Source organism: Mycolicibacterium sp. lyk4-40-TYG-92 (assembly GCF_030209435.1).
Lineage (GTDB): Bacteria > Actinomycetota > Actinomycetes > Mycobacteriales > Mycobacteriaceae > Mycobacterium.
The window spans coordinates 25,497-43,407 of record NZ_JARVRX010000019.1 but is presented as its reverse complement, the minus strand read 5'-3'; the positions used below and the strand labels follow the sequence as shown (position 1 = coordinate 43,407).

The window sequence follows — 17,911 nt, the reverse complement described above, 5'->3', positions numbered from 1 at the left end:
TCCCGGGCTGCGTCACGCGGCCCGGGAACCGAGGCGGATCACGCGTCCAGACGCGCCAGTTCACCCTTGCGGTAGAGCTCGGTGCAGGCCTGCCGGCGGATCTTGCCGCTCGTGGTGATCGGGATCGAGCCCCGGCCCACCAGCACCAGGTCGGCGGCGTTCACGCCGTGCACCTGCGAGATGGCCGAGGTGATGTCGTGCTTGACCTGTGCCAGGTTCTCGCGTACCTCGTCCTCGGTCTCGCCGCGCTTCTTCATCTCGATGACGACGGCGAACTGCTCGACACCGTCCTCCTCGAAGCCCACGGCGGCGGTGCGTCCACCCGAGACCGCGCTGACGGTCGCCTCGATGTCGTCGGGGTACAGGTTGCGGCCACGGATGATCAGGAGGTCCTTGATCCGGCCGATGATGAACAGCGAACCCTCGGAGATGAAGCCGAGGTCGCCGGTGCGCAGCCAGTACTCCGCCGGGGTGCCCTCGGGAGCGCCCTCGAGCACGCCGCGGAAGGTCTTCTCGGTCTCCTCGGGCTTGTTCCAGTACCCGGCACACACGTTCTCACCGTGCGTCCAGATCTCACCGACGGTGCCCTCGGCGGCCTCGCGGCGGGTCTCCGGGTCGACGATGCGAACCAGGGGCGAGGGGGAGAAGCCGTAGCTCACCAGTGGGCTGCCGGACTCGACGCGCTCGACGATGCCGTCGGCCAGCTTCTCGGTGTCGAATTCCACGACCGTCGGCGGCTCGCCGGACTCGCGGGATGCCACGTAGAGGGTGGCCTCGGCCAGGCCGTAGCTCGGCCGGATGGCCTTGCCCGGCAGGCCGAACTTGGCGAAGCGCTGGATGTAGCGCTTGACGGTGGTCGGCTGCACGCGCTCGGCGCCGCTGAAGACCGTCAGGACGGTGCTCAGATCCTTGCCTGCCATGTCTTCGTCGGTGGTTCGCGCGGCGGCCAGGTCGAAGGCGAAGTTCGGCGCTGCGGTGATGACGTTCTTGTGGCTGCCCATCAGTTGCACCCAGCGGGCGGGCTTGACCAGGAACGAGATGGGGCTGGTCATCACGGTGTGCCAGCCGCCGAGGATCGGCGTGCACACGCCGAGCAGCAGGCCCATGTCGTGGTACAGCGGCAGCCACGTCACCACGGTGCTTCCCGGAGGCGCGACCTTGCCCCACTCGGAGAAGAAGACCGCGATCATCTGCTCGTAGTTGGCCGAGACGTTGCGGTGCGACACCATCACGCCGGCGGCGGTGCGGGTCGAGCCCGAGGTGTACTGCAGGTAAGCAGTCTCGGGGCGAACTTCGCGGCGCGAGAACGGCTTACGACGGGTCTCGAGGTCCAGTTCGTCGACGGCCAGCACGACGGGGCTGCGGCCGTCGTCGCCCGGCGTCGCGTACTGCGCGACGGCGTCCTTGCTGGCCGCCGTGGTCAGGGCGACGACGGGCTGCGCATCCTTCATGACCGAGATGACGCGCTCGTCGTGGTGACCCATGATCGGCTGGGTCAGCGGCACGGCGATCATGCCGGCCTCGAGGGCGCCGAGGAATCCGACGACGTATTCGAGGCACTGCGGGGCGACGATCACCACACGGTCACCGATCTCACCGTGCTGGCGCAGTTCATGGGCCACGGCGACGCTCTGCTGGTACAGCTGAGCCCAGGTGAGCGTCTTCGCTACACCTTCGGGGTCGGTGTCGTAGTCCATGAACGTGAAAGCCAGGTCGTTGGGTTGCAGGCTGGCGCGCTCGCGCAGGACGGCCGGCAGAGACGACTCGATCACGGACACTTCCTCCTCGGGGGTATACGGGCAGGGGTGAAGGCCGGGTGTCGTCGAAGGCGCTGGAACACAGTCAAACTGACACCGGGTGCCGGATAGCAGAGTAAGGCATCCGCGCAGATTTTGACGTATCAGGCTTTTTGCTGACGGGTCTCCGAAGGTCCGCGGCGGAGCCTCAGCGAGCGGCCTTCGAGAACCACTTGGTCTTGATCAGCCAGGAGTGCGCGGACGCCAGCGCGAAGACCCCGCCACACATGCAGGCGAACACCCACACGAACTTTCCGTCTTCGAGGGGCTGCAGCTCCGGCACCAGCGAGGTCAGGATGCGCGTGGCGCAGGCCAGGAGGCCGCTGCCGGTGGCGAACAGGTAGATGTTGGCGATGCGCCGCGAGTCTTCGTTCTTGCGCAGCACCAGTAGCGCGCGGCCGCCGAACACCAGCAGGTAGGTCAAAGTGCCGCACAGCACCAGCCAGTAGGCCGCCAGCCAGCCGTCGGTCGGCATGGTGAACAGGTCGGGGGAGTACTCGCGCCCGGCGACGCTCATCGAGAACAGGGCCAGCAGGATCGGGATGCACAGGGTTGCGGGCCGCTCGATGTACTGCGTGAACATCTTCTGCATCACCGAGTCGTCGGCCAGGCGGCCGATGGCGTTGTAGACGATCGCAGAGGCAGCCACGATGTAGCAGTCGTGGCCGAGGTAGGCAGGCAGGTTCCAGACGCCGGTCAGCGAGTGGATGGCGCGGCCCAAGGTGTCGGCGGCCATCGGGGACATCAGGAGGACGGCCGCGGCCTGCAGCGCGATGTTCAGGGTCGCGGCCACCTCCCAGCGGCAGGACCACGTGACGCGACGGATCCAGAGACTCCACGCCATACAGGCGAGAGTGATGGTGATGAGAAATGTGAGAGCCATGGTTGAAGCCTTTGCCGGCGCCTGCGAACGCTCAGATTTTACTTGTCAGAGCGGCGGTGCATCAGCACGTCGCGTCATTTCCGCCAATTTCGTGGCGCGTTTGGGAACCGCCGGCGCCGCCGTGGCAACCGCGAGGGGTGCCGACTGGATGTAGCTGATGACCTCGTCGTGGCTCATCAGGCCGAACCGAACTTGCAGGTCGGGGTAGCTCAGCCGGAAGTGATCGGCCACCAGGCGGAGTTCTTCCGCGTTGGGATAGTCGGCCTCTTTGATGCGCCGGTAGTACGTACTGCTCGACGTTCCGAGCGCACCGTAGATCTCCCTCGCTTCGACGTCACCGTCGAAGATGTAGTCGAGCAGCGCCTTGAGCTGTCTGCCGTTCTGGTCTGTTCGGGGCACTCTGCCACGATAGACCCTTCCCCCCTGTGGTTGCTAGCAACTGTTTTTGCGACACATAAGCCGTAATTGACATGGGCGTCACAGTTTCGGGAGCTATGTCCCAAATTTGGGAATCGTGTTGTAGTGTGCATCACATGACTCTTGCGTATGCCGGTGAGTTCGACGCCGTTCTCCCTTCTGCTGCTGCGGCGACAATGCATGTCGCCGACTACGAGTTCGGCGGCTTCGACACCGCCGGTACTGCGGTCGACATGCGGCGCCTCGAGGCACCGCTGTCGCCGGTGATCACCGCCGAGCTTCAGGGCGCTGTCGAATACCTGGGGGTCGACACCGAGGTGTTGCTGATCGCGGCGCTCGGCCGTGCGATCGAACGGGTGATCGGGCCCGGCCGAGCCGCGGTCGACGTGGCCGCAGCGAAGGAACGCACCGGCGGCGGACTGGCCGTGATCCGCCGGCTCGAGGTGGCCGCGGTCTCGGCGTCCGACGTCGATGCCACCGCGATGGTGCAGGCGGTCCGCGCCGCCCTGGCGGCCGCCGCCGCCGACCCGAACGACGTTGCCGACGTGCTGCTCAGTTACAACATGTCCGCGATCGACGGCGAGCACCCGGGCCCGGCGCACACGCTGGAAGTCCGCGCGTTCCACGCCGACGACGCGTTGCACGTCGACTGGTGGTACGCCCGGCACCAGTTCGAGCCCTACACCGTCGAAGAACTCGCCGAGCAGTTCGCCTACGCCGTCATCGAGCTCGCCTCGGAGGCCATGCCGGTCGCGGAGTAGTCCGGAGTGATCGGCACGGGCCCGCGCCCGTTAGAATCGCTGCATTCGCATCGATCCGGCCATCACCGGGGAGCATTCGGAAGAACGGCCGGGGCCATCAGGGCTGCGACTCAGTAGAACCGAACGGGTAGGCCCGTCATCGCCTGCAGTTGAGCGGCGCACGTGCGCGACCTTCAGTGGTCGGCCGTGCGCAAGCGGGGTGGTACCGCGGCGCTCGCGTCCAGACGCGAGATCGTCGTCCCCGTGCCTGGACTGAGCACCTGTTTGGTGCTGACGGCACTGGAGACCTGACGTGAGCGCGTACCCCAAGACCGCCAGCGGCACACCGAATTTCCCCGACCTCGAAACCGAGGTCCTGGAATTCTGGGCCCGCGACGACACCTTCCGCGCCAGCATCGCGCGCCGCGACGACGCCCCCGAATACGTCTTCTACGACGGCCCGCCATTCGCCAACGGCCTGCCGCACTACGGCCACCTGCTGACCGGCTACGTCAAGGACATCGTTCCCCGCTACCGCACCATGCGCGGGTACAAGGTCGAGCGCCGGTTCGGCTGGGACACCCACGGCCTGCCCGCCGAGCTCGAGGTGCAGCGCCAGCTCGGCATCTCCGACAAGGCTCAGATCGAGGCGATGGGTATCGGCGCGTTCAACGACGCCTGCCGGGCCTCGGTCATGAAGTACTCCAACGAATGGCAGTCCTACGTGACGCGCCAGGCGCGTTGGGTCGACTTCGACAACGACTACAAGACGCTGGACCTGACGTTCATGGAGTCGGTGATCTGGGCGTTCAAGCAGCTGTGGGACAAGGGCCTGGCCTACGAGGGCAACCGCGTGCTGCCGTACTGCTGGAACGACGAGACGCCGCTGTCCAACCACGAGCTGCGGATGGACGACGACGTCTACCAGAGCCGCCAGGACCCGGCGCTGACCGTCGGGTTCGTCGCGACCGACGGCCCGGTCGCCGGTGCCCGCCTGCTGGTCTGGACGACGACGCCCTGGACGCTGCCGTCCAACCAGGCCGTGGCCGTGCACCCCGACGTCACGTACGTACAGGTGGTGGGTCCCGACGAGCAGAACTACGTGCTGGCCGAGCCGCGCCTGGCGGCCTACGCGCGCGAGTTCGGCGAGGAGCCGGTGGTCGTCGGCAGCTACCTCGGCGCCGAACTGCTGGGCACGCACTACCTGCCGCCGTTCGCGTTCTTCGTCGACAGTGACAAGGCGCAGAACGCCTTCCAGGTGCTGCAGGGGGATTTCGTCACCACCGAGGACGGCACCGGCATCGTCCACATGGCGCCGGCCTACGGCGAGGACGACAAGGCCACGTGTGACGCTGCCGGGATCGTCGCGGTCACGCCGGTGGACTCGACCGGCCGGTTCGACTCGACCGTGCCCGACTATCAGGGTCAGCAGGTCTTCGAGGCCAACCCCCAGATCATCAAGGATCTCAAGAACGGCACCGGCCCGGCGGCGGTCAACGCACCGGTGCTGCTGCGCCACGAGACCTACGAGCACTCGTACCCGCACTGCTGGCGGTGCCGTAATCCGCTGATCTACCGCGCGGTGTCGTCGTGGTTCGTCAAGGTCACCGAGTTCCGGGACCGGATGGTCGAGCTGAACCAGCAGATCACCTGGTACCCCGAGCATGTGAAGGACGGCCAGTTCGGCAAATGGCTGTCGAACGCGCGCGACTGGTCGATCTCGCGAAACCGCTACTGGGGCAGCCCGATTCCGGTGTGGAAGTCCGACGATCCGGCGTACCCGCGCATCGACGTCTACGGCAGTCTCGACGAGCTGGAGCGCGACTTCGGTGTCCGGCCCGACAACCTGCACCGGCCCTACATCGACGAGCTGACCCGGCCCAACCCCGACGACCCGACCGGCAAGTCGACCATGCGCCGCATCGAGGACGTCTTCGACGTCTGGTTCGACTCGGGCTCGATGCCCTACGCGCAGGTGCACTACCCGTTCGAGAACGCCGACTGGTTCGACGGCAGTGCATCCGAAACCGCCCATTTCCCGGGCGATTTCATCGTCGAGTACATCGGCCAGACGCGCGGCTGGTTCTACACCATGCACGTGCTGGCGACTGCGCTGTTCGACCGTCCGGCCTTCAAGACCTGCGTGGCGCACGGCATCGTGCTGGGCAACGACGGCCAGAAGATGAGCAAGTCGCTGCGCAACTACCCGGACGTGTCCGAGGTGTTCGACCGCGACGGTTCGGACGCCATGCGCTGGTTCCTGATGGCCTCGCCGATCCTGCGGGGCGGCAACCTGATCGTCACCGAGCAGGGCATCCGCGACGGCGTCCGGCAGGTGCTGCTGCCGGTGTGGAACGCGTACTCCTTCCTGGCGCTGTACGCGCCGAAGAAGGGCACGTGGCGCACGGATTCGACGCATGTGCTGGACCGCTACATCCTGGCCAAGCTCGCCGACCTGCGGGACACCCTGACCGAATCGCTCGACGCCTGCGACATCTCGGGCGCCTGCGAGCAGCTGCGCCAGTTCGCCGAGGCGCTCACCAATTGGTATGTGCGACGGTCGCGTTCACGGTTCTGGGACGAGGACGCCGACGCCATCGACACGCTGCACACCGTGCTTGAGGTGACCTGTCGGCTGGCCGCGCCGCTGCTGCCGCTGACCACCGAGAAGATGTGGCAGGGGCTGACCGACGAGCGTTCGGTTCATCTGACCGACTGGCCCGAGGCGGGCGTGGTTCCGGCCGACCCGGAGCTGGTCGCCGCGATGGACCGCGTGCGCGAGGTGTGCTCGGCCGGCTCGTCACTGCGCAAGGCCAAGAAGCTGCGGGTGCGGCTGCCGTTGCCGAAACTGACTGTGGCGGTGGACAACCCGTCGGCCCTCGCGCCTTTCAAGGATCTCATCGCCGACGAGCTCAACGTCAAGGCCGTCGAACTGACCGACGACATCGACGCCTACGGCAAGTTCGAACTGACCGTCAACGCGCGCGTCGCGGGTCCGCGCATCGGCAAGGACGTGCAGGCCGCGATCAAGGCCGTCAAGGCCGGTGCGGGCGTCGTCAACGCCGACGGCACGCTGACCGCCGGTCCCGCCGTGCTGTTGCCGGCGGAGTACAGCTCGAAACTCGTTGCGGCAGAGCCGGAATTCACGGCGGCGCTGCCCGAGGGCGCGGGCCTGGTGGTGCTCGACGCTGCCGTCACTCCCGAGCTGGAAGCCGAGGGCTGGGCCAAGGACCGCATCCGCGAACTGCAGGACCTGCGCAAGGCCACGGGGCTCGACGTGTCCGACCGGATCACCGTGACGTTCGCGGTCCCAGCCGACAAGCAGGAGTGGGCGAACACCCATGCCGACCTGATCGCCGGCGAGATCCTCGCCACCGGATTCACCGTCGTGGATACGGCCGAGCTGGCCGACGGCGCCGACGTCGGTGACGGTGTGCGCGCCGCGATCGCCAAGGCCTGAGCCGGATCAGCGCCCCGCGAACGTGCCGGCTTGCTCTTCAGCGTGCACGTTCGCGGGCCGCAGTCGACGGCCGGTGAACGCGATCCAACCGAAGGTCACCACTGCGGCCACGACGTACACCAACCCGGCCCAGGCCAGGTACCAGGGCCGACTGAACTGCCACACGCTCGGTTCGGCGAGGGCGAGTGCGCTGGGCAGGCCGAGCGCGGTGATGGCCACCCAGGTCCAACCGAGCGGGCGTGCTCCCGGCTTGTCCCGCCAGCGGCCGCAGAACAGCCAGAGGATCAGCGGCACCAGCCAGATCCAGTGATGGACCCACGAAATCGGTGACGCCAGCAGGCCGAACAGTTCAACGACCAGCAGCGACCCCAATGTGTCGCGAGGTGCTGCGTCCGCGCCCAGTGCGCGCCACGCCAGCGCCGCCAGTACGGCCGTTGCGGTGATCGCTGCCAATACCAGCGCGTTGTGGCCGGCATCATGGCCCAGGATTCGGGCGATGGCGCCACTCCAGGATTGATTGATCGCGGTGCCCACCGGTACCGCAAAACGACCGATCAGGCCGGTGAAATAGAAGTGTGTCTCGCTCGGAAAGGCCAGCGCCGACACTGCCAATGTGGCGAGGAAAACCAGTCCCGCCGATACCGCAGCCGCCCAGCGGCGCACTCCGACGAAGTAGAAACCGGCGATCGCCGGAGTCAGCTTCACACCGGTGGCCAGCCCCACCAGCAGTCCCGATACCCACCACCGTTTGCTGTACACGGCGTAGAGCACCGAAAGCGTCAAAAACACGCCGAGCTGACCCATGTTCAGACACACACGTACCGGCTCGAGCCAGATCAGGCCCGCTGTCCACAACATCGCCTCGCGGTGATTGCCACCACCGATCAGCAACTGGCTGATCCGTACGATTCCGTAGACCGCCGCCAGAATCGCGAGTTGCCAGAGGATTCCGGTCATCGCGAACGGCAGCAGGCTCAGCGGATAGAACAGCATCGCCGCAAAGGGCGGGTAGATGAACGGGAGCGGCTCGGTCGGCGTCTGACCCTGCATGGGTGACTGGCCGGCGTAGGTGAACGTGTACAAGGTGTTCGGCTGCTCCAGCGCGGCGCCGCCCATCACGTACACGTGCAGATCGACGACGTTCGGCGGGCTGGGGATGCTCACCGCGAGCAGGGCTGCGGCGCTGAGGAAAAGCAGCACGGGCGCCAGCCACCTGTGGCGGTCGATCTGCGTCTTCACGTTAGGCACGCCGACCGGTCCTGACCATCCAGATCATGGTCGCCAGCGCCGCGAAGATGTACACCAACTCGGCCCAAGCCAGGTACCAGGGGCGGCTGACCTGCCAGATGTTCGGCTGGGCGAACGAGAGCAGGCTCGGGACGCTGAGCACCATGAGTGCCACCCAGCCCCAGCCCAGGAACCGGGCACCCGGCTTGTCGTGCCAGGGACCGTAGAGCAGCCAGATCATGAGCGGCAGTACCCATACCCAGTGATGGGTCCAGGACACCGGTTCGGCCAGCAACCCGAACAATTGCACCACCAGTAGCGAACCGAGTCGGTCGTGCTCGCCCCCCAGGGCCCGGAACGCCAGTACCGCGAGCACCGCGGTGGCCACGATCGCGCCGATGACCGCGGGCGACATGCCGACGTCGTGACCCGCGATTCGGGACAGTCCGCCTTGCCAGGACTGGTTCCACGACGAACCCACGGGCAGCGACTTTCCGGCCTCGGCCATCTGGTGCGGGAAGTAGCGCCGGGTCTCGTCGGGCAGGAACAGATACGACAGCCCGACGGTCCCGAAGAACACCACGGCCGCGAACAGGGCAGCGGCCCAGCGTCGAATGCCGACGAAGTAGAAGCCGGTGATCGCAGGTGTCAGCTTGATGCCGGCGCCCACGCCGATCAGCAACCCGGACAGCCACCACCGCGAGTCATAGGCGGCGTACAGCACGGCGAGCATCAGAAAGATGCCGATCTGCCCGGACTGGATGCTGCTGCTGGGCGCCTCCATCCAGAGCGCCCCCGCGGTCCACAGCATGGCGGCGCGCTGGCTGCCACCGCCGATGAACTTCTGGCTGAGTCTGACCGTCCCGTACAGAGCGGCGATCAGTGCGACCTGCCAGGCGAGCGCGACGAGCCAGAACGGCGCAAAGTGCAAGGGCGCGAACACGATTGCCGCGAACGGTGGATAGGTGAACGGTAGGTGTTCGCCCTTTGTCGGGTCGACGTAGAAGAAGTCGTACAAGCCGTCAGGGTGCCCCACTGTCGCACCCCCGAGCACGTACACCCGAAGATCGAAGAAGGCGTCACCCTTGACCAGGTAATAGCCCATCGTCGAGGCCACCCGCAGCGTTGCGCTGACGGCGAGGATCAGCGGCGCCAGAGTTTGCCAACGCGACAGCTCCGGACGCGTTGTCGAGATGGGCCCGGCGGTCACCGGCCGACTATATCGATCGGGTATTCGATCGTCCTCGTGAAACTGCTGGGAGCCGTCACACCCGTCGGCGCGATTCTCAGCGAACTCAAAGTTGCCACACAGCACCATGATTCCCTTCGGGCTACGACAGCGAGCCCGAGAACACCAGATATAGACCCAACAGCGTCAACGCTGTCGCCATCACCCAGATCCGCCGCGCCCGTAGCCAATTCGGCACGTGCGCCAGGTACTGCTGTGTCTTGGCGGGCGCTATCAGATAGCAGAGCAATGGGATTTCGGCGAACGCGAACGACACCAAGGCATACGTCACCACCGCCGCGACCTGGGTGGACTTGCACTGGCCGGACGCCAGGATCACCCCGAGTGCGCCGATCAATTCGACGTGCGGTCCGGGGCCGGCCCACAGGCCGGCCACGAACGACATCCACAACGACTGACTCCGCATCAGCTGACGTGCCCGGGTCGTCAACCACGCCGTCAGGGACGCGGGTGTCGTCGGCGCCTCCGGTTCGATCTCTTGCTCGAGTTCCCCGGCTGAGCCGGCACTTCCGACTGACACTGCCACCGGCACCGGAGTCTTGGTGCCGGCCCGGAGCAGCAGCGCCACCGCGACCACCAGCACCAGGCCGCCGATCACCAGCTTGGCGTCGGCCGCATCGATGGCGTCGGTCGTCGAGTTCATGTCGGCGATGAGCCGCTTGGTGGTGCCGTGGAGCAGGTAGACGGCGCTGAGGCCCACGGCCAGGCTCGAAGTGAGACCGCCCAGGCAGAACACGAACAGCGCCGGGATGGGGCGGTTGCGCATCACGACGAAAACCGCCACTCCAAGTCGGACTGGATCCCACATCGCCATTACGGCAAACATCACTACGGTGGCCCACACGGGCCGGGACGCTACTGGTCGTAGCTGGCAACCCTCGCTCGGTTACCTGCGAATGTCACCACATCGCCGGGCTTGAGCTGCCGACCGCGGCGGGTCTCGAGCTCGCCGTTGACTTCGACCATGCCCTCGGCGATCACCGCCTTGGCATCGGCGCCGCTGTCGATCAGCGAGGCCAGCTTGAGGAATTGGCCCAGCCGGATCGACTCGTCGCGGATCGGCACGTCGTTCATGCCGAGAAGGGTAGCCACCTAGCATTGGCCACTGTGGATCGCTGGGTCATACACCTCGACATGGACGCGTTTTTCGCGTCGGTCGAGCAGCTGACCCGGCCCACCCTGCGGGACCGTCCGGTGCTGGTCGGTGGCCTCGGTGGCCGTGGCGTGGTCGCCGGTGCGAGCTATCAGGCCCGCAAGTTCGGTGCCCGCTCAGCGATGCCGATGCATCAAGCGCGGCGATTGGTCGGCGCGGGTGCCGTGGTGCTGCCGCCGCGCGGTGCGGTGTACTCGGTGGCCAGCCGACGGGCGTTGGATGCGGTGCGCGCCCGGGTGCCGGTGCTCGAGCAACTGTCGTTCGACGAGGCGTTCGGTGAGCCGGGCGAGCTGGTCGGCGCCAGCCAGGACGCGGCCCGGCAGTTCTGTGAGGACCTACGGGCCGCGGTGCGTGCCGAAACCGGGTTGGTGGCGTCGGTCGGCGCGGGATCGGGCAAGCAGGTCGCCAAGATCGCGTCGGGGCTGGCCAAGCCCGACGGGGTCCGGATAATCAGCGGCGACGAGCAGGGAGCGCTCCTGGCGGCGCTGCCGGTCCGCAAGCTGTGGGGGATCGGGCCGGTCGCCGAGGAGAAGCTGCACCGGCTGGGTATCGAGACGGTCGGTGCGCTGGCGGCGCTGAGCGATGCCGAGGCCGCCGACGTCCTCGGTGGCACTGTCGGCCCGGCGTTGCACCGGCTGGCCCGAGGCATCGACGACCGGCCCGTGGTCGAGCGTGCCGAGGCCAAACAGATCAGCGCCGAGTCCACGTTCCAGGTCGACCTGACCACCCTGGAGCAGTTGCGCGAGAAGATCGGGCCCATTGCCGAGCACGCGCATCGTCGGCTGCAGCGTGACGGCCGCGGCGCCCGCACGGTGACGGTGAAGCTGAAGAAATCCGACATGAGTACGTTGACCCGTTCGGCCACGTTGCCGTACGCGACCACGGACCCGTCGACCTTGGCGGCGACAGCCCGCCGGCTGCTGCTGGACCCGGTCGAGATCGGTCCGATTCGCCTTGTGGGCGTTGGGTTTTCGGGCCTGACCGACGCCCGGCAGGAGTCCCTGTTCCCGGAGCTGGAGATGGTGGACGATCCCGAGGTCGCGACCTCGGCGGGTGCGGCCGGCCCGCAGAGTGCCGCCCCTGCCGAATCCCCGTGGCGCGTCGGCGATGATGTCCAGCACCCGGACCACGGCCACGGTTGGGTGCAGGGCGCCGGACACGGCGTCATGACGGTGCGATTCGAGACCCGGGCCAGCGGCCCCGGGGTGGCCCGCACCGTCGCGGCCGACGACCCGGACATCACCCGCGCCGACCCCGTCGACAGCCTGGATTGGCAGGACTACCTGGCGCAGTTGCCGACCGACGACGGCGCCTGACGCTAGCCCCGGTGGGGTTGCGCGGCGGGGTGCTCGTCGCCCGGGCCCAGGAGGGACATCACATCGGCGCCGACGATCGGGGCGAGTGCTGCGCTCATATTCACGGTGAGGTGGTGGCCGTCGCGGTAGACCAGGGTGTCGCCGAGGATGCTGGGGCATACGGTCGCGTTGCAGAGGTAGTCGCTGTAGTCCAGATAGGTGAAGGCACCGGCCGTGGCGAGGTCCTGCTCGGCCTTGCGCACCCGCGCGTCCAATGCTTTGGCCCGCGGCAGCGCACACCGCTGCGCATCGTCGGGGAACAGGGCCAGACAGAACGACGGTGGGACACCGGTCGAAGGCGTGTCGGCCAGTACCGCGACGCGGGACTGCGACGGGAGTTGGCTGACGGTGTCTGTCAGGGCCTCACTCCAGCGCGCTGTCGCGTCGGGTTCGTCCTGCAGGTAACTGGACCCCCACCCGCCGAGCAGGATCAGTGCCGGGTTGGCAGCGGAGACACTGGCCAGCACTTTTGCGCGCCACTCGTCGCATCGTGGGTAGTTGATGACGTGAATCTGGGCCGAGGGGCAGTGACTCTTGGTTCGATTGTCGAGACGGATCAGGCCCTTGTCGGCCATCGCGGAAAGCGCCGGATACCAGTGCGCCGCATGGGAATCGCCGAACAGGACGACCAGTGGTGCGCCGGGGTCGGTGCCCACGACGCAGCCGGCCGGATCGGTGGACCATTGCGTGCGGTGGCAGCCGTTGGCGTAGATGACGGGCTCGCCACCGGCGCCGTCGGCAAGCGGTGGCGTGAGGTTGCTCGGAACGTATGGGGTGCCCGCGGGATTCAGGCTCAGCGGCGCGTGTGCCGCGGTGCGACCTGCGTCCAACGGCGGGTTGTAGGCGACTGCGACCGCGAGTACCACCGCGCTGACGGCCGCCATGGCACCCGCCGTCACGGCCAGCGTTCGGCGGGGCCGCGCCGAATTCAGCCACGTCAGCTGCTGGCCCGGTTGCTCGACGTACCGGTAGAGCAACCACGCCAGCGGGACGCACGCCGCGACGATCGCTACGCGCAGCCACATCGGCGAGGTGTGCATGTAGCCGGTCGCGGCGACGGGAAGTACGAGCAGGGGCCAGTGCACGAGGTACAGCGAGTACGAGATGTCGCCGATCCAGGTGAGCGGGCGCAGGCTCAGGAGTGCGGCGGGGCCCCAGCGCACCGGGCCGGCGGCGATCAGCAGTGCCGCGCCGAGCACCGGCACCGCCACGGCGTCGCCCGGGTACTCGGTGGCGGTGGAGAACAGCACGCCGCTGCCCACGATCGCGGCCAGCCCGGCCCAGCCGGCGGCGGCGCCGACCCGGTCGCCGAATACGCGGCCACGGGTCAGCAGGACGAGCGCGACGAGGCCGCCCACGCCGAACTCCCAGATCCGCGCGAACAGGATGAAGAACGCGTTCGGCTGGGAGAAACCGGTCAACCACACGCACAGCGCGAACGATGCCGCGACGACCGCGCCGATGGCCACCACCCGGCGGGTACGCAGCGTGAACAGACCGAACAGCCCGACGAGCAACGCCGGCCACAGCAGGTAGAACTGTTCTTCCACACCGAGCGACCAGTAGTGCATGAACAGCGACGGTGTCTTGTCGGCGAGGTAGTCGGTCGCACGATAGGCGAACAGGACGTTCGGCACGTAGAACGTCGCGGCGATGGCGTCCTTGACGACGTACCCGAACTGCAGTGGAGACACCCAGCATGCAGCCGCGGCCACGGTGGCGACGATGACGGTCAGGGCGGCGGGCAGCAGCCGGCGCACCCGCCGGGCGTAGAACGCGCCGTACCGGATGTGGCCGCGCTCGTTCAGCTCGCTCAACAGATGCGTGCTGATGAGGAATCCGGAGATCACGAAGAAGACGTCGACGCCGACGTAGCCGCCCCCGAATCCGGTGATCTCCGCGTGGAACAGCACCACCAGGGCCACCGCGATCGCGCGCATGCCCTGAATATCGAGCCGTTTCTGCTGTTTGCGTCGGCTAACGGGCGCCGTCGATTCCAATGTCATCCCCCGGGGAGTTTTGAGTGGGGAAAATTATCATCGGTTCGTCAATTTGATGCGCGTCGACGGGCAAGTCGTCCACTCAGTGGGACAGTTTCGCTAAACCCATTCAGCGAACAGATCGGCGACCGGTATGTCGGCGGCGAGTGCCGCCATCAGCAGCACCCGGGCCTGGGCGGCGCGCAAGCCGCCCGCCGACACCGCGCCGGCGTCCAGCAACGCCCGCCCGGGTCCGTAGCCCGATGTGACACGCGCGCCGGGCACCCTAGTCGCAATCGCCACCGCGACGCCGGCGGTGCACAGCCGCCGCACCCCGGCGACCACCTTGGCGCCGGCATTGCCCGAGCCGAGCGATTCGAGCACCAGGCCGTCGGCACCGGCCGCCGCAAACGCGTCCATGGCCACGGCGTCGCTGCCGGCATACGCGGCGACGACGTCCACCCGCGGCGCCGACGCCGCCGACAACGCGCCGAGGCGCGGCTGCTTTTTGGCGGCGCCGGGAACGAACGAGCCGTCGCTGATCGACCCGACCGCGGTGCCGAGCAAACCGTGCCCGGCCTTGGTCAGGCCCAGCGGCTGCCACACCTGGCCGGCCATGCTGACCAGCACTCCGAGCTCGCGGGCGGACGGACTGGCGGCCACGGTGATCGCGTCCCGCAGATTGGCCGGGCCGTCGGCGTCGGGTGCGTCGCTGCTGCGCATGGCGCCGGTCAGGACCACCGGCACGGCGCCGTCGTACGTGACATCGAGCCACAACGAGGTCTCTTCCATGGTGTCGGTGCCGTGCGTGATGACGATGCCGTCGGCATCCCCGGCGGCCCGCACCGCGGCTCCGATCCGGTCCCAGTCGGCCGGGGTCAGTTCGGAGCTGTCGACCGACATGAGGTCGACGGTGTCGACCTGGACTCCGGCGCCCAGGTCATGGACCAGGTCGGTGGCGCTGCGTGTCGGCCGGGCTATTCCGTGTTGGTCGGTGCTGGTGGCGATGGTGCCTCCGGTGGCGATCACGACGACGCGAGTCATGGGCGAAATTGTTCCTCACGGCGTCTTTGGGATGATGGGGGAGTGACTGATGAATCCACGGAGCCGGAGGCGACCTCGGGCACCGGGCCGGAGACGGCTGAGAAGGCCAGGCCGGAGACGGCTGAGAAGGCCAGGCCGGAGACGGCTGAGAAGGCCGGGCCGGAGACGGCTGAATCTCCGGTGACCGCGCCACCTCAGGCCCGGCCCGTCCCGCGGCGGCTGCGGTTGTTGCTGATGGTCGCGGCGCTGGTGCTGGGGCTGGATGTGTTGACCAAGGTGCTGGCGGTGAAGCTGCTGGTGCCCGGTCAGCCGGTCGAGATCATCGGCGACACCATCACCTGGACGCTGGTCCGCAATTCCGGGGCAGCCTTTTCGATGGCGACCGGTTACACGTGGGTGCTGACGCTGATCGCCACCGGTGTGGTGGCGGGCATCATCTGGATGGGGCGGCGCCTGGTGTCGCTGTGGTGGGCGCTGGGCCTGGGCATGATCCTCGGTGGCGCGGTGGGCAACCTGATGGACCGGTTCTTCCGCTCGCCGGCGCCGCTGCGCGGGCATGTGGTCGATTTCCTGTCGGTCGGCTGGTGGCCGGTGTTCAACCTCGCCGATTCCGCGGTGGTGTGTGGCGCGGTGCTGCTGGTCGGCCTGTCGATGTTCGGCATCGATTTCGACACCGAAGGCACGCCACCGCAACAGGATTCGTCAACACCGCCGGAGCCGGCCACCACGGTCGCCGACGACGCTGAAACCGGCCGATGAGTAGCCGTTCGATGCCGGTCCCCGAAGGACTGGCCGGGATGCGGGTGGACGCGGGCCTGGCCCGCTTGCTGGGGCTGTCGCGCACCGCGGTCGCCACGATCGCCGAAGACGGTGGCGTCGATATCGACGGGGCGCCGGCGGCGAAGTCGGACAAGCTGGTGGCAGGTTCCTGGCTGGAGGTCCGCCTGCCCGAGGCACCCGCGCCCTTGGAGAACACGCCGCAGGACATCGAGGGTATGGCGATCCTCTATTCCGACGATGACATCGTGGCCGTGGACAAGCCGGCCGGGGTGGCGGCACACGCTTCGCTGGGCTGGACCGGCCCGACCGTCCTTGGCGGGCTGGCTGCGGCCGGCTTCCGCATCAGCACGTCGGGTATCCACGAGCGGCAGGGCATCGTGCACCGGTTGGATGCCGGCACGTCCGGCGTGATGGTGGTGGCGCTGTCCGAGCGGGCGTACACCGTGCTCAAGCGGGCGTTCAAGCACCGCACCGTGGACAAGCGCTACCACGCGCTGGTGCAGGGCCACCCGGATCCGTCGAGCGGCACCATCGACGCGCCGATCGGCCGGGCCCGGGGCAATGACTGGAAGTTCGCCGTCACCGAGGGTGGCCGGCACAGCGTCACGCACTACGACACGATCGAGGCGTTCGTCGCGGCAAGTCTGCTCGATGTGCATCTGGAGACGGGCCGTACCCACCAGATCCGCGTGCATTTCTCCGCGCTGCACCACCCGTGTTGCGGCGACCTGACCTATGGCGCCGATCCGACGCTGGCGAAGAGGCTCGGACTCGAGCGGCAGTGGCTGCATGCGCGCTCGCTGGGGTTCGCCCACCCGGCCGACGGCAGGTGGATCGAGATCACCAGTGAGTACCCGGCGGAATTGCAGCACGCTCTGGATGTGTTGCATCGGCAGTGACCACTACCGCGACGGCCACTTCCAACCAGAACCGGGGATTGCTGCTCGGGCTCGGCGCCTATGGCTCGTGGGGTCTGTTTCCCGCGTTCTTCCCGTTGCTGAAGCCGGCGAGTGCCTTCGAGGTGCTGGCCCACCGCATCGTGTGGACGGTGCTGTTGATGTTCGTGGTGCTGGCCGTCGGCCGCCGCCTCGGTGACCTGCGCCGGCTGTCGGGCCGGACCTGGGGCCTGCTGGTGTGCGCGTCGGCGTTGATCTCGCTGAACTGGGGCATCTACATCTACGCCGTCAGCAACGGCCATGTGGTCGACGCGGCGCTGGGCTATTTCATCAACCCGCTGGTGAGCGTGGCGCTGGGGGTCGCGCTGTTCGGCGAACGGCTGAATCGCGCACAGGCCGCGGCGCTGGCCATCGCCGGGGTCGCGGTGGTCGTGCTGGCCGTGCAGGCCGGGGAAATCCCGGCGATCGGCCTCGGTGTAGCGGTGTCGTTCGGGGTGTACGGCGCGGTCAAGAAGGTGGTGCGTGCCGACCCGCGGGTGAGTGTCGGCGTCGAGGCCGGGGTGGCCGCTCCGTTCGCAGTGGCCTACCTCGTCGTGCTCACGGTTGCCGGACAGGCGACGGTGCCCGCGCTGGGCGCGGGCCACACGCTCCTGATGATGCTGTGCGGCCCGGTGACGGCGCTGCCGTTGTTGATGTTCGCCGGTGCGGCGCAACGGCTTCCATTGGTCACCATGGGTCTGCTGCAGTACCTGACGCCGGCGCTGCAGATGGCGTGGGGCGTGGTCGTCGGGCATGAGCCGATGCCGGTGGGCCGGTGGGCCGGCTTCATCCTGATCTGGCTGGCGCTCGCGGTCTTCACTGGTGACGCGGTGTTGCGGGGTCGTCGTGCGGCGGTGGCGAAAGCTCCGGAGAAGGACCCCGTCGCGACGTAG

At 67.8% G+C, this 17,911-nt stretch carries 15 protein-coding genes; 6 read left to right on the top strand and 9 right to left on the bottom strand.

The genetic code is table 11. The features are described from left to right. Positions 1-38: 38 nt before the first annotated feature. The 3 genes from QRN63_RS24185 to QRN63_RS24175 all read right to left on the bottom strand — a co-directional run bounded on the left by QRN63_RS24185 (position 39) and on the right by QRN63_RS24175 (position 3,078). On the bottom strand, positions 39-1,778 hold the full coding sequence (locus QRN63_RS24185; RefSeq protein WP_285033493.1) for an AMP-binding protein: 1,740 nt from the start codon (positions 1,776-1,778) through the stop codon (positions 39-41). Positions 1,779-1,944: 166 nt separating this feature from the next. Continuing rightward, on the bottom strand, positions 1,945-2,679 hold the full coding sequence (locus tag QRN63_RS24180) for a hypothetical protein (RefSeq protein WP_267317381.1): 735 nt from the start codon (positions 2,677-2,679) through the stop codon (positions 1,945-1,947). 45 nt (positions 2,680-2,724) lie between these two features. Then, positions 2,725-3,078: an XRE family transcriptional regulator gene (locus tag QRN63_RS24175; RefSeq protein WP_267317382.1), complete on the bottom strand. Its 354-nt coding sequence runs from the start codon at positions 3,076-3,078 to the stop codon at positions 2,725-2,727. Positions 3,079-3,212: 134 nt separating this feature from the next. Between QRN63_RS24175 and QRN63_RS24170 the strand changes: the two genes are divergently transcribed. Both QRN63_RS24170 and ileS read left to right on the top strand, forming a co-directional pair. Beyond that, positions 3,213-3,857, top strand: coding sequence for a hypothetical protein (locus tag QRN63_RS24170; RefSeq protein WP_285033492.1), 645 nt, complete (start codon positions 3,213-3,215; stop codon positions 3,855-3,857). 292 nt (positions 3,858-4,149) lie between these two features. Then, a complete protein-coding gene (gene ileS, locus QRN63_RS24165; RefSeq protein ID WP_285033491.1) occupies positions 4,150-7,296 on the top strand; it encodes an isoleucine--tRNA ligase in 3,147 nt (1,048 codons plus the stop codon). Positions 7,297-7,302: 6 nt separating this feature from the next. On the opposite strand, the gene QRN63_RS24160 is transcribed toward ileS, so the two are convergent. From QRN63_RS24160 to QRN63_RS24145, 4 genes are all read right to left on the bottom strand, one after another. Beyond that, positions 7,303-8,544 carry a mannosyltransferase gene (locus QRN63_RS24160; RefSeq protein ID WP_285033490.1) on the bottom strand — a complete coding sequence of 414 codons (1,242 nt, stop codon included), beginning with the start codon at positions 8,542-8,544 and terminating at the stop codon, positions 7,303-7,305. After that, on the bottom strand, positions 8,537-9,733 hold the full coding sequence (locus QRN63_RS24155; protein WP_285033489.1) for a mannosyltransferase: 1,197 nt from the start codon (positions 9,731-9,733) through the stop codon (positions 8,537-8,539). Before QRN63_RS24155 ends, QRN63_RS24160 begins: the two co-directional genes overlap by 8 nt. 121 nt (positions 9,734-9,854) lie before the next feature. Further along, positions 9,855-10,598 carry a GAP family protein gene (locus QRN63_RS24150; RefSeq protein ID WP_285033539.1) on the bottom strand — a complete coding sequence of 248 codons (744 nt, stop codon included), beginning with the start codon at positions 10,596-10,598 and terminating at the stop codon, positions 9,855-9,857. Between the two features lie 29 nt (positions 10,599-10,627). Beyond that, a complete protein-coding gene (locus tag QRN63_RS24145) occupies positions 10,628-10,846 on the bottom strand; it encodes an RNA-binding S4 domain-containing protein (protein WP_267317386.1) in 219 nt (72 codons plus the stop codon). A gap of 60 nt (positions 10,847-10,906) precedes the next feature. Between QRN63_RS24145 and QRN63_RS24140 the strand changes: the two genes are divergently transcribed. Further along, complete coding sequence (locus QRN63_RS24140; protein ID WP_502888187.1) at positions 10,907-12,241, top strand: DNA polymerase IV; 1,335 nt, start codon at positions 10,907-10,909, stop codon at positions 12,239-12,241. Between the two features lie 2 nt (positions 12,242-12,243). On the opposite strand, the gene QRN63_RS24135 is transcribed toward QRN63_RS24140, so the two are convergent. Together QRN63_RS24135 and QRN63_RS24130 are read right to left on the bottom strand one after the other, a co-directional pair. Then, positions 12,244-14,220, bottom strand: a complete 1,977-nt coding sequence (locus QRN63_RS24135; RefSeq protein WP_350224471.1) for an acyltransferase family protein — start codon at positions 14,218-14,220, stop codon at positions 12,244-12,246. A gap of 159 nt (positions 14,221-14,379) precedes the next feature. Next, entirely contained in the window at positions 14,380-15,303 is a 924-nt protein-coding gene (locus QRN63_RS24130; RefSeq protein WP_285033486.1) for an asparaginase, read from the bottom strand. Between the two features lie 180 nt (positions 15,304-15,483). On the opposite strand from QRN63_RS24130, the gene lspA reads away from it, so the two are divergent. Genes lspA through rarD form a run of 3 tightly spaced genes read left to right on the top strand, consistent with a single transcriptional unit; the run spans position 15,484 to position 17,911 of the window. Next, a complete protein-coding gene (gene lspA, locus QRN63_RS24125) occupies positions 15,484-16,062 on the top strand; it encodes a signal peptidase II (RefSeq protein ID WP_285033538.1) in 579 nt (192 codons plus the stop codon). After that, positions 16,059-16,982 carry an RluA family pseudouridine synthase gene (locus tag QRN63_RS24120; RefSeq protein WP_267317390.1) on the top strand — a complete coding sequence of 308 codons (924 nt, stop codon included), beginning with the start codon at positions 16,059-16,061 and terminating at the stop codon, positions 16,980-16,982. The genes lspA and QRN63_RS24120 overlap by 4 nt, the downstream gene beginning before the upstream one ends. Continuing rightward, the gene (gene rarD / locus QRN63_RS24115) at positions 16,979-17,911 is read left to right on the top strand and encodes an EamA family transporter RarD (RefSeq protein ID WP_267317391.1); all 933 of its coding nucleotides are present in this window, start codon (positions 16,979-16,981) and stop codon (positions 17,909-17,911) included. The genes QRN63_RS24120 and rarD overlap by 4 nt, the downstream gene beginning before the upstream one ends.

Excerpts from the sequence above, each read along its gene's own strand:
- QRN63_RS24135 (WP_350224471.1), bottom strand. The coding sequence starts at position 14,220 with ATGCGCGCGATCGCGGTGGCCCTGGTGGTGCTGTTCCACGCGGAGATC.
- QRN63_RS24120 (WP_267317390.1), top strand. The coding sequence starts at position 16,059 with ATGAGTAGCCGTTCGATGCCGGTCCCCGAAGGACTGGCCGGGATGCGG.
- QRN63_RS24130 (WP_285033486.1), bottom strand. The coding sequence starts at position 15,303 with ATGACTCGCGTCGTCGTGATCGCCACCGGAGGCACCATCGCCACCAGC.
- QRN63_RS24150 (WP_285033539.1), bottom strand. The coding sequence starts at position 10,598 with ATGTTTGCCGTAATGGCGATGTGGGATCCAGTCCGACTTGGAGTGGCG.
- QRN63_RS24140 (WP_502888187.1), top strand. The coding sequence starts at position 10,907 with ATGGACGCGTTTTTCGCGTCGGTCGAGCAGCTGACCCGGCCCACCCTG.
- QRN63_RS24180 (WP_267317381.1), bottom strand. The coding sequence starts at position 2,679 with ATGGCTCTCACATTTCTCATCACCATCACTCTCGCCTGTATGGCGTGG.
- QRN63_RS24170 (WP_285033492.1), top strand. The coding sequence starts at position 3,213 with ATGACTCTTGCGTATGCCGGTGAGTTCGACGCCGTTCTCCCTTCTGCT.
- QRN63_RS24145 (WP_267317386.1), bottom strand. The coding sequence starts at position 10,846 with ATGAACGACGTGCCGATCCGCGACGAGTCGATCCGGCTGGGCCAATTC.